Here is a 12286-nt window from a genome sequence, read left to right on the forward strand (position 1 = left end):
TCCGGTGTTTCTAGTTCAGGTCGCTTTGGGTTTCGCGGGCGGCAGAAATCTGAGGATTTGCCCGGACAGGGTTTACCGTCATGCCAGCTTGAACCGATTGCAGGTTTGAGATGACGACTTCTTCACCCGCTTCCAATCCATCGAGCACGATCCAGGATTTTCCATCAAAGTCCTCAACCTTGATGAGGCGCTGTTCAACCGTGTTGTCTTCCTTCAGCACCATGACAGATGCTTGGCCTGTCGGCGTGCGCGATACGACGGACTGTGGGAGAGTAACGACGTTCTCGTATGAGCCGGCAACAAACTTCGCGCGAACGAACATACCGGGCAGGAGGATGCCATCCGGATTGGGTACATTTGCGCGCACGGCAATCGTGCCTGCACTCTCATCAACATTCACTTCGCTGAACTCAAGCGTACCCTGAAGCGGGTAGATGGAGCCGTCATTCAAAATGATGCTCACTGGTGTCATGTTGAGTTCTGAAGAGGCCACCTCTCCAGAAGCGATTTGCTGGCGAACGCTGAGTACCCGGTTGCTGGAAACAGTCAGGTCCACATAGATGGGGTCAATCTGAAGGACGCGGGCCAGGGCGTCGGTCTGGTTTTGTGTGACGAGCGCGCCGTGCGTTACGGAAGAGCGACCGATGCGGCCTTCAATCGGAGATGAGATTTTTGTACGGGCAAGGTCGATACGGGCGCGGTCCAAAGCTGCTCTTTGGAGTGCGATATCTGCCTCCGCTTCCTGGGCTGAGGCCATTGCCTGATCATATTCCTGCTGGCTGACGGCGTTGATCTTTGCGAGCTCAGCGAAACGCGCAGCCGTCTCATGTGCGACTTTGGAAGATGCTTGCGCACGGGCCAGGGATGCTTCGGCGCTTCTTACATCTGCTGCATATTCGGCGGCATCGATTTGATATAGGGCCTGTCCGCGTTCGACCAGGTCGCCTTCCTTGAAGAGGCGTTCCTTGATGATGCCTGTAACTTGCGGCCGAATCTCAGCCTCGGCGTATGCGCGTGCACGACCGGGGAGTTCCACCTCGTTTGGAACGGTGGTCAGTTCCGCGGTGAGTGTCTCAACTCGGGGGGCAACAGGTTGCGGTGTCGCGGTGGTTTCCCCACTGTCACCACATGCCGTCGCGAGTAACGCAACGGCAAGGGCTGCAACCGAAAGACTTTTTCTTATAGGTTTCATGGGGATTCCTTGACGAGCCGGTCGGCTCACTTATAAAAATAGAATGAGCGCTCTATCTAGTGCTGCGGTGCAGCAAGTCAAGATTGGGCATGACGTAAATTAGGTGCATAAACGCATGACAGATATTCAGATTTCGAAGACCGCCGCCAAGAGAGAGGCCAGGATTGCCGAAATCCTCGATTGTGCAGAGGTACAGTTCGTTGAGAGTGGATTTCATGGCGCGGGAATTTCGGGCATTGCTAAATCCTGCGGAATAAGCGTCGGGCACCTCTATCACTACTTTTCCTCCAAAGAGGCTCTCATCGAAGCCGTCGTGGAGCGGGAATTGGTGCGGCAGCGGGACAAGCTGGAAGACTTTCGGAATCTCAACGCTGCAGAAATTCGTGATCAGATCGCGCCCCTGGTCATTGATGCTATTGTCAAAAGCCAGGAACCGTTCCGAACTGTTTTGAATTTTGAGATTCTGGCTGAGGCGCAGCGCAATCCTTCGATCGCTGCGATATTGCAGCGATATGACCGAGAAATTCGGGAGGAGTTTTGCGCTCTTCTCGAAAAGGCCGGTATTGGGACGCCCATCATGCGAACCGAAATGCTCTTCAGCCTGTTTGCGGGAATTCCCGCCCGCAATCTGCGCCATCCGGAGCAGGAGCGCTCCCAATTCATTGAGCTGATGAAGCCGATCATCACAGATATTCTTGTAGGGGACGATTGCTCAGGTTGAGGCGCATATGCATTGCGCCGTCTTCATTTTGATGTCGAAAGGAAGGCGGTCATGCTCGCGCGTAGCGTGTCAGCTCCACGGGAAGTAACGCTGGCCATTTGGACAGACCTGCGGTCGTGCCGAGGTTCTGTCACCGGGCGTTCAAAATTTAGCTCTTTGTAGCAAGCAAGACTTTCAACATAGCACGAGGATCCCGAGTACACGGCCCGGGTGATATGGTCCGGAAAGAGCAACCGCGACCTGATTATACGTTCAGCGCCTGCTTCAAGCGCTTCGAGGTTTCGATAAACCTCGAAATGTATATGGGGTATGCGCCCGCGATATGTTCCGGGAAACACCGTTGAAAATCGTACCCGTCCACTCGTGTCAGTAACGCCGATCCCCCTTAAGTAATTTGTATCCGGTTTGTTGTATACAGAGTACTTCCCAGAGGCATCCGCGTGCCAGATATAGATCGTATGATTTGCAAGCGGCGCTCGCCTGTTTGAGGTTGAGAGGAACTGAAGTCTCAGATCAAGTGGCGCGCCGGTGGCGGTTCCTGAAAGGCCTGCGAAACCCCGTTTCAGATCAGATCGTATCAGGCCGGAATTGATCCATAGCCTGGCAAGGCTCTGCTCAAGGCCGAGAAATTGGTCGGCGGGATAAGGCGTGATGGCGTTTGCCGCCTCTACGGGCGCAAATGGTTGTCGCCGTACCGAATTCCTCATGCCTATTGCCGTCCGCGGGGGGGAGGTGCGCGGCGGTTAGAACCCTGAGGTGTCGGTTGATCCATCCGATTTGTGATTTCGGAAGCTGCCAAAAGCTCTGCGCGGGTGAGGTGTCCGTTGTGGTCCCTATCGAATGTTTCGAATATGTCGATTAGACGTGTTCGGAACTCCTGCGGGGTGATGCGGCCGTCCAAATTGCTGTCGAATGCTATAGGATTGGGTAAGGCGTTCGGATTTCCAAGTGCTGTACTTGACCATTGGGTCATCTCGATTGCGGTCCTATAATCGCTCTTTGCTCCAGATACTGACAGCCACTCCATCTCAGTGCCCTGCTGAGCCTCTGAGAGTGTGACTATGTGATCTTTGTTTGTGTCCATTCCAGTAAACAGGAGTGCGATGGGCGGAGCAGACATTGGTTGTGAGGGCACCGGGCGGGCGCGATCATCTTTGTCTCGACCGGTGGGAGGCCCTGGTCGTGAGGATGATGCGCAGGCGGCCAGCAAAAACGCTGCGCCTATGCCCAAAACGGCGAGCTTGGTGGTGGAAGTCCGTTTCGGGTGCCGCCCGGTAAAGGGGGAGGTGAGGGAGGCGTCACTGGGTGAGACGTAGGGGACGCGTGACACCTCCCTCTCATCGCATCTATTGTTGCACCCAAAGGGAGGTTCGGTGAGCAAGGGGCGGACTGGGACTGTCCTATCTGATGCGATGATTACTATGACTGGGCTTGAATAAGAGCTGGTCCTTGCAGACGACGTGGCAGTGAACTTCGGCATTGGGGCATCTCTCATCATTATTCTTCCGGGAAATTCCCCAGAGCTGATGGTGAGAACATGCTCCGTCCATGTTGAGAGGATATGCCGGTTCCGACAAAAGTGATGGCAAGATGTGGCAGTGCGCAACACTGCATTACGGATTTGAAATATCGAAAATCTGATAGCGCGTTCGTCGAACGATTATGCCGCGAATGCAGGATCAAGCCCATCATCTGCAGCCGCGACACAACTTGGCAACAAGTTTATCCTATCTGTAATGATCTGATTGAAATTTCTGTTCAGGAGACTCTGGCGATGCCAGATCCAGCCACTAACGCCCCAGAGCATATTCTGGTGATAGATGACGACCGTGACATCCGGGAAGACTTGCGAGCCTATCTGACCGAGAATGGCTATCGGGTATCGACAGCGGAGAACGCGCCGGCCGCGCGCCGTGGAATACACTCCGAAGAGCCCGACCTCATTCTGCTCGATGTCATGATGCCAGGCGAGGACGGGATCAGTCTGTGTCGTTCAATTGTCCGTCTTACTTCTATCCCAATAGTGTTCATTAGCGCGAGAACTGATGAGATCGACCGTATCGTTGGACTCGAGGTTGGCGCAGATGATTATGTGTGCAAGCCATTCAATCCCCGCGAACTGTTAGCGCGAGTACGTTCAGTCCTGCGGCGCTCGAATGGCAACAACCGGGAAATGACACCCGAAAAGACGCGTTACTTTGAGTTTGACCGTTGGACGCTCGACACGGCAAAACGTTGTTTGACGCGTGATGATGGCGTGATTGTTTCGTTGAGTAGCGGTGAGTTCCAGCTTCTGATGATCTTCATCGCGCGTCCACAGATTGTCATGTCGCGCGAGCGAATTGTGGAATTGTCGCATGCTGAAGGCGCGGACGTATTTGATCGAAGTGTCGACAGCCAGGTTAGCCGTTTCAGGAAAAAAATAGAACGAGATCCCAAGAACCCGGATATTATTCAAACGGTTTGGGGAGGCGGATATGTATTTGCAGCGGATGTAAAAAAGCTGTGATGCTACATCGCTTTGATACACTCCTTGCTCGGATGGTCATGCTGGTCATCATGGCGGTTCTGTCAACCTTCATTTTGGTGTTCGTCATCGTCCAGTTCCAGATGTCATCGCGCGATGACCTGCCGGGTAGAGCTATGCGAGTTGCACAGTCGGCATTGTCTGAGCTGCAAGTACAGGGTTGGCCGCAAAGTCTTCCGGTTGAGGAATTGAAACGCCTCAAAGTGGATGATTACTTCGTCGGAGACCATCCAATAGCGCGACCTGGTTCGAGTTATAGGGAAGAGGAACTTCGCGCGCATTTGGGTCTGGCTGATAACGTTGCTGTTGGAGTGCGCTTTTTCGGGCCAAGGATGGGGCGACCAGGCGATTTCCGCGAGTTGACGGAGTTCGGTCCTCCGGAAGATGGTAGCCGGCCTGCTGGTCCTCCAGATGCGGATGCTTCTCCCCAGCCTCAGCGAGACTTCGGGTTGGGGCAGCGCATTATGGTGTCTATCGAAGTTAGTGAGGGAACGTGGATCAATTTGCGGACAACGCCCATTAAGCTTGAGGGACCCGGACCGGGCTTGTTGCCCGTCGCTGTATTGGTCGTTCTGATGATCGGGATCGGCGTCTGGGCAGCCATGAATGCTATCAATCCACTTCGGCAAATGGCGAAGGCCGCGAATACACTCGCCTCTGATTACACTCATCAACCGCTTGCTGAACAGGGCCCCTACGACGTGCGAGAGTCTTTGCGCGCCTTCAATCGCATGGGGCGCCGGTTAGAGAGCACAGTTGCAGGTCAACGACAATTGCTGGCAGCCATAGGCCATGATTTGCGAACGCCGATTACTTCATTGAAGTTGAAAGTAGAGATGTTGGCCGACGCGAACGAACGTGAGCGAATGAGGCGGGCCTTGTTTGAGTTGGAACGTATCACGGAAGCCGCACTGGCCGCCGCGACTGCTGGACAATCGGGTAAGCCTTTTCAGCCTTTGGATTTGTTTTCGCTAGTAGACAGTCTTGTCGAGGATCTGGCCGATCTGGGGTTGGCCGTTTCTTTTGTGGAGACGGACCATCGACCGATTGTGATGGGACGGTCAGATGAATTGACCAGATCGTTGAGAAACCTGATCGAGAATGCCGTTCGCTATGGCGAGCGTGCTTCTGTTGAGCTGTCGGAACGTCAAGGCATGGCGACGATTCAAGTTCGAGACTCTGGCCCCGGTATTCCTGTGGACGCCATAGATCGCGTCTTTGAGCCTCTTGTTCGCCTGGAGGAGTCCCGCAATCGGAAAACCGGGGGGCATGGTCTTGGCCTGCATATCGCCAAGACCCTTGTGGAAGCCCATGGTGGCCGGATAAGTCTTGAGAACCTGGAAGAAGGGGGCTTGCTGGCGACGATTGCCCTGCCGCTGAAAGCCGATGCCTGAACTCTGCATCTAGAACCGCGTTGATGTGCTGAAACGGAACGATTCAGTTCGGTCATACTCTTCACTTTTCAGGATATGGCTGAAGTCGAACCGAATGGGGCCGAATGGAGATGTCCAGTACACACTCAATCCTGTTGATGCGCGCAGGGATAACTCGTCTTCAATCAATTGGACGGCGTCGCGTCCATAAGTGTCAGTAAACTCAACTGGATCGCTCTTGTCGACGTCACTGAGCAATCCGACAGAGCCTGCCTCGAGAAACAAGCCTGTCTTGATGCCATATTCCTCGGGAAGGTAGTTCGGAATTGAGAGGTCAAGGCTGGCTTGGTAGAAGGCGTTGCCACCAAGTGCATTCAGGCGTTTTACGGTTTCTGTGCCGTCATCGTTCTGTATGATCTGAACGATGCGCGGCCCAAGACCGGCGGTGTCAAATCCCCGGAAACTGTTTCCACCTTTGAAAAAGCGATTGTTGATGCGAACGCCCTGCGGCGTCGTTTGACCGTATTCGGAGTTACCTTCGCTTGTCCCATAGGGTTCTATGTATCCGCCAGACAATCGCAGGCTGGCGACGACACTTTTAGTGATTCCCTGGTAAAGATTCATCGACGCGTTGGTGCGGATGAAATTCACATCTCCACCGAAGCCCGACACATCCTGTCCGAACAGAAGGTCAAAGCCTCCTGTTGGCTCAAGCGGATCGTTCTTCATGTCGAGCAGCAGGTTGTATCCAACAATCGAAGAAATCTCCGAGCGTTCACTAGAGCAGAGTGAATATCGATTGAGATAACGGACGTCACAAACATCTACGATCAGGGAACCGTCTGGTAAAGGCACGTCATCGGCGCTCACATAGGTGACCCCTGTGATGTCGTCGCTAGTGTCTCCAGGTGTGCCGCCATCATCGACTGTGTATTCTGATGTCAGTCGTTCTCCGCTATCTTCGTCAATAACAATACTCTGATCGACGACATCGATCTTGTCATTCTGGAGCGTATATTTCAGGCCGAGCTGTAGCCGGTCTGACAAGGGAAAGCCCAATTGCGCGCTGACCCCCATTGACTCGGTCGTATACCCCCCGAGATCAGTGTCTGAATAGTCGAGACGGGTGGCAAATGCGCCAAGTCCGGCTGACATGTTGCGATCCAGGAAGCGCGGCTCGGTATACTGCAGGTCCAGGATTTGCTGTAGCGCAGACGTTGAAACTCGCGCAGATGCCGACTGCCCACGCCCGAGCACGTTGCGTTGCGCTACGCTGACGTCGACGAGGAAAGACTCTGACGAAGAGAAGCCGGCAGAAAAGCTCATCTCGCCAGTTGGTTGTTCTGTCACCTTTAGATCCACATCAATCTGATCCGGGTCTGCAGTGGGAAGCTCGGTAACTTCGACATCCTTGAAGTAGCCAAGCGCTCGAACCCGGTTACGAGACCTGTCGAGCAGAACCCGGTTGAAGGCGTCGCCTTCATTGATGCGAAGCTCTCGTCGAATGACGCGATCCAGTGTTTGTGTGTTTCCGACGATGTTGATCCGATTAATATAGACACGTGGTCCTTCATTGACATGAAACGTGACATTCACTGTTTTGGTTTCCATATCTGCCGAGATCTCGGGCCGTACGTCGATGAAAGCATAGCCTCCGATGCCTGCGACATAGGTGAGGCCGTCGATTGACTGCTCGATTGTGTCTCCTCTGAACAGATCTCCCGATTTCGCAGACAGTGATGCGCGCAAGGCGTCAGTGTTGAGCTTCTCCAATTCGGTTTCTACGCTGACCTCTCCAAAACGATAGATCTCACCCTCATCAATCGTATAGGTGATGTAGAAATCTTTCTGATCCGGTGTAAGTTCCGCGACGGCGGATTCTACACGGAAATCATAGTATCCCTTGTTCTGATAGAACTGTCGCAAGAGATCGCGATCGTATTCCATCCGTCCAGGGTCGTAATTGTCGGTGGAAGAAAAGAACTGCCACCACCGCGATTGACGCGTTACGATCTCCTTGCGAAGTCTATTGTCGGAGTATTCCTCATTGCCAAGGAAGTTGATCGCGCGCACGCCCGATACCGGCCCTTCGGTGATCGAGAATATGACATCCACGCGGTTTTGGTCCAAAGGCACATACTCTGGTGTAACCTTGGCGGCAAATCTGCCGGATTGCCGGTAGAGTTCCATTATGCGCTGAACATCAGCCTGCATCCTGGCTGCAGTGAACACCCCCCGGGGAGCGATCTGTATCTCCTCACGGATCTTGTCTTCTGCCATTGCCTTGTTTCCTTCAATCATCACACGGCTGACGATTGGATTTTCGACGAGGGTGATAACCAGCTGATTTCCAACGCGGTCGAACTTCGCATCCGCGAAAAGTCCGGTCGCGAAGAGCGATTTCAAGGATAGATCGATACGGTTTGCATCAAAACTGGAGCCGGGCTCGACGAGAATGTATGACAGAACAGTTCGATCTTCGATCCGTTGGTTGCCATTAACGATAATGCGTTCGATCGTGCCAGTATTTTCAAAGATTTCTGCCTGTGCCAGAGCAGGAAGTTGGATCGGGCTGACAGCTGCTGATGAAAGCAGCAATGAGATCGCTAGGGTTTTGGTTTTACGGCTCATGATTTTGCGTCCTTGAGCAAGGAATTTGGATAGTCGGCGCGACTAAAAGCGAAGTTTGACGGCAGCATTGGCTGTCACGGCGGTTGCGTCGGTTGAAAGCTCGCCATCAATGCCAAATCTAATTTTCAGAAGATCCGAACCCGCAAGTAATGAGAGCCCCAGTGTTGCGGCGTCACTGAATTCCTCGGTGGCTTTCAGGGCGAAGGATTGTTCGTAGCCAACGAAGCCGGCTTCGACTTCATAGGGTGTTGTGGAGAGTGTTGACCGATACCCGATATCAAGTCCCGCCCGAACAAGTGGGCGGTCACGGTTTGATTTCGTGTAACTGGAGTAGGCCGGACCGGTGCGGTTAGGATCGCCGCCGCCCCGCCATACATAGACGAAGCTCAGCCCAGCATCTGCTGTAACCTTGTCAGTGGTCGCGTCGCTGATCCACAAGTTTAGCCCATTGGAAGCTGTTTCCGAATAACTATCTTGATCCAGTTTGAAATAGTCCAGGCCGATGGAAGGCGATATTCGGAAGGGTCCGGCCCCAAACTCTGTAGAGGCGACAGCCGATGCAGCTAATGTCTGACCGTCCCATGTCCCGCTGACTTCGGAGGTGTAGTCTTCAAGGTTGATTTCTCGATAGCTAGAGTGATCGACCTTCGCAATCTGCCCAACCGCTTGCAGATTGATAGGACCCAACTGTTCGGTGGCGTAGAGGCCTATACCAAGACTTTTCATCGTGACAGGATTGGAGCCGCCCGTCTTTTCTTCGAATTTGCCGTCCGTCATGGTGCCCATGATGCCGATTGCATCAATGCCGAAGATTGAGTGGTCATAACCGAGCGCGAGGCCCAGGCCCCGACCATCATAGCCAGGGCCATCGTTTGATCCGTCATAGCTCACATGAGAATAGGTCTCCTGTACCCAGGCGCCGTTGCCAGATTCGCTGGATGCGCGGGCGAACTCCAGATGGTCACTCAGGGCGCCGAACGCTGCATTGGACTGAGATTCCAGGTATCGTGTTGCAGCGTCAGTCCGCTGTGGAAGCAACAGATTGTAGGCTTCCTGGAAATTATGCTCCGTATACAACTGTGTTACGGCCGAGCCGAAATCATCATCATCCATCGCAACTTCTAGTACGGCGCCTAAGGCGTTCGACTGATTGCTATCAAGTTGCAGTTCCTCAGCCGATTTTAGTTTGAAATCGAGGCTGAGCATATCTGTCTCAGAGCTCTCAGTCTGAAGCGAGACGTTGTAGATCCACGGAACATTGTCTGTCGCGAGTTCAGCGGATTCTTCATCGAATGATAGAAAGCCAGCTTCAATCAAGTCCACTTGGAAGTCATCATCAATGAACGACGTTAGCGTGGGACGGATCGTCGTGTCGCTGCCAATGGATGCGGTGCCGGATACAGAAATGAAGGGAGTTGTCTTGAGATTTTGTGGATCAATCTCGAAATCAAGAATTGAAGACCCAGTCACGGCGAGTGTTGCCAGGCTCAAGGAAGTGTCTTCCAAGAGTATAATTTCAGACTCGGAGATTGAGGCGTTGAGGCCATAAGCACGGGTAGTCAGATTTCCGCTAAACAGTGTGGACGACAGAAAATTCAATGTTCCGGATGCGGTGCCAAAATCGACGTCACCTTCAACTTCGGAATTTTCAATACTGAGGCTCAGCGTTGTGCCATCGAAATAGGTGTCCCCAACAAATTCGGAGTTTGACAGAACAAAGTTTGCAGAGCCTTCACCAAAGTAAATGTCTCCTGCGACACCACCGTCCAGAATTTCGAGAACATCGTCGCCGCTACCGAAGAGCACATCGCCGTAAATGGTTGGCTCTGTTACATCGTCTTCATCGATCTCGTCGTCGCCGTTCACATCTTCAGTCGGCGTTTCCTGATACTGCCGGATTGTGGCGCCACCATTTGGGGAAGACAGGTCAATCGCAATTTGTGAGCCGGTCTCATCATCTTCCCGCCCATCAGAGATCAATATCCCTGATATTACGCCCGTATTGGTGATGGAACGCAGAGTGTCGCTTTCATCCAGAATGGCTGTGACCTGTCCACCATATCCATTGGAGGAAGCAGAAATCGTGCCGGAGTTCACGATGGTTTCGAGCTCGCTTCCGTCCGAGATGACCAGCCCATTGGCCACATCGTTCGTGAGCGTGTAGATTGTGGAGCTGATGGATCCGGAGTTTTCCAGCGATCCAATTGACGTGCCGCTGCCTAGTAAAAGGGCGGTCGAGGATGCCTCATAGGCCGTTGCCTGAATCGACCCGGTGTTAAGAATGCCTCCTTCGATGGAGACAGTGCCGGTCTCATCGTTCGACCCGTCGATGGATAGAGCGGTCGCATCGAAGCCGATGTTCTGGCCGGTCGCATAAATTGTTCCGCGATTTATCAGTCCCTGGTCATATGAAAATGTTACGAGGATTTCATCCAAGTCGTCATCGTCGTCGTCATCGGTCGTGTCGCGAACAGTTTCTACAACGCCCGACAAGACGAGTGCCTCATCAGAGTCGGCCTGAATACTCAGCGCTGGTGCAGAGCCGTAGCTGTATATGCGGCCTGCAGTTCGATTTTCATCGAAATCGTCGATTGTGTCCTTTGTCTCGTCGTCTTCGTCCTCTTCGGAGGTGAAGTCGTCCACAGCCCCATTTATCAGCAATCCATGACCGAGGCTTCCGGTGATCCGCACGGCAGTGGCGTTGTCATACAGGTCATCTTCGTCAAGCCGGTCTTCCACGGCCTCCGTGTCGTCGTCGACGTAGATAGGGGCGACATAGTTTGTAGCACTCGTGCTGGTGAATCCTGTAGAGCTGATCGTGCTTTCGATAGTGACGTTCCCGCTGACGTCTCCTTCAAACTCCAGAGCCGAGGCGTTCTGTCCCTGAGCGGTGATGGTTCCGCTGATCAGAACGTCGCCATCGACATCGTCCTCAAATGCCAATCCGCGCGCATTGTCGCCAAACACAGAGATGGTTCCTTGCTGCGTATAATCGCCAGCAAGTGAAGAGCCTACAATCACACCTGCGGAGTCATTTCCTTCAATGTAGAGAATTGATCCGTAATCAAGCAGAATGTCTCCGGTGACTGTCCCGCCGGATGCGACGTTGATCCCGATACGATTGGAGCCTACCGCCAGCGGACCATCATCATCGTCGTCGTCATCTTCGTCTTCACGATCATAATCTTCGTAGAGATCTATCGAACCGATATGAGTGATGTCTGCGGTAACGTCGGCTTGCACGGCAATGGCTGTTACATTGTCAGTGTCTTCGGCGACAATTTCTCCCTCATTGGTGACGGAGTTGTTAGAATCTACTGTGATAGCGGTCGTGCCAGGCTGTTCAGTAAGGTCAATTTCACCATCTTCGGTGACTTCCACATCATCGGCTGAGCCATTATTGGCCGTGGAAGTCTGTACAGGCGTGGTCGTGCTATCGTCGATTTCGACAGCCCAGGCAGGGAGGGCTGTCGACATGAGAAGTGTGATAATCAGCCCACGTGTCATATCTTTCGAAAGATTTGCGCGATGGCGTGGCGCGAACAAACTTAAACAATTGTTATTTAATGAAAAATAGTTCATGTATGCGCGCTCCACGTCGACCGATCCATGTGCGTTACGGGAGCGTTTTGTCTGAACTTTGCCAAATTGTGCCGCGTGTCAGCGAGAGTATGTCAGCCTGACACAAAGTCTGGGCGCCTGGTGTCGCACGGCGTGCAGTTGCGCCGTTGTCATGGCTCGGCAACATTCCTGCAACATGGGTGTGGTGATCCACGACAACAGGCGTGTGAATCAGGTTGCGCAAAAATGTCAGACAGTCGCGACGGATTCTTCAAACTGGT

General features: G+C 53.2%; 8 protein-coding genes. 3 read left to right on the forward strand and 5 right to left on the reverse strand.

Translation table 11 applies throughout. From position 1 onward, the window contains the following. Positions 1-10: 10 nt before the first annotated feature. Entirely contained in the window at positions 11-1192 is a 1182-nt protein-coding gene (locus tag HF931_RS10000) for an efflux RND transporter periplasmic adaptor subunit (protein ID WP_273239946.1), read from the reverse strand. 115 nt (positions 1193-1307) lie between these two features. On the opposite strand from HF931_RS10000, the gene HF931_RS17195 reads away from it, so the two are divergent. Then, positions 1308-1913 (forward strand): TetR/AcrR family transcriptional regulator, encoded by a 606-nt coding sequence (locus tag HF931_RS17195; protein ID WP_035554726.1) that lies wholly within the window; start codon positions 1308-1310, stop codon positions 1911-1913. Positions 1914-1936: 23 nt separating this feature from the next. Here HF931_RS17195 and HF931_RS17200 read toward each other — a convergent pair whose 3' ends face one another. Together HF931_RS17200 and HF931_RS17205 are read right to left on the reverse strand one after the other, a co-directional pair. After that, the gene (locus HF931_RS17200) at positions 1937-2620 is read right to left on the reverse strand and encodes a dioxygenase family protein (protein WP_420537712.1); all 684 of its coding nucleotides are present in this window, start codon (positions 2618-2620) and stop codon (positions 1937-1939) included. A gap of 2 nt (positions 2621-2622) precedes the next feature. Continuing rightward, positions 2623-3411, reverse strand: a complete 789-nt coding sequence (locus HF931_RS17205; RefSeq protein ID WP_155841987.1) for an EF-hand domain-containing protein — start codon at positions 3409-3411, stop codon at positions 2623-2625. A 63-nt stretch (positions 3412-3474) separates the two neighbouring features. On the opposite strand from HF931_RS17205, the gene HF931_RS10010 reads away from it, so the two are divergent. Both HF931_RS10010 and HF931_RS10015 read left to right on the forward strand, forming a co-directional pair. After that, entirely contained in the window at positions 3475-4422 is a 948-nt protein-coding gene (locus tag HF931_RS10010; protein WP_206741217.1) for a response regulator, read from the forward strand. Next, positions 4422-5834, forward strand: a complete 1413-nt coding sequence (locus tag HF931_RS10015) for a HAMP domain-containing sensor histidine kinase (protein WP_051602872.1) — start codon at positions 4422-4424, stop codon at positions 5832-5834. Before HF931_RS10010 ends, HF931_RS10015 begins: the two co-directional genes overlap by 1 nt. Positions 5835-5843: 9 nt before the next feature. Here HF931_RS10015 and bamA read toward each other — a convergent pair whose 3' ends face one another. Both bamA and HF931_RS10025 read right to left on the reverse strand, forming a co-directional pair. Beyond that, positions 5844-8444: an outer membrane protein assembly factor BamA gene (bamA, locus tag HF931_RS10020; protein WP_035554730.1), complete on the reverse strand. Its 2601-nt coding sequence runs from the start codon at positions 8442-8444 to the stop codon at positions 5844-5846. 42 nt (positions 8445-8486) lie between these two features. Beyond that, positions 8487-11921, reverse strand: a complete 3435-nt coding sequence (locus HF931_RS10025) for an autotransporter outer membrane beta-barrel domain-containing protein (protein WP_273239951.1) — start codon at positions 11919-11921, stop codon at positions 8487-8489. Positions 11922-12286 lie beyond the last annotated feature (365 nt).

Source organism: Hyphomonas atlantica corrig. (assembly GCF_017795365.1).
GTDB classification, from domain to species: domain Bacteria; phylum Pseudomonadota; class Alphaproteobacteria; order Caulobacterales; family Hyphomonadaceae; genus Hyphomonas; species Hyphomonas atlantica.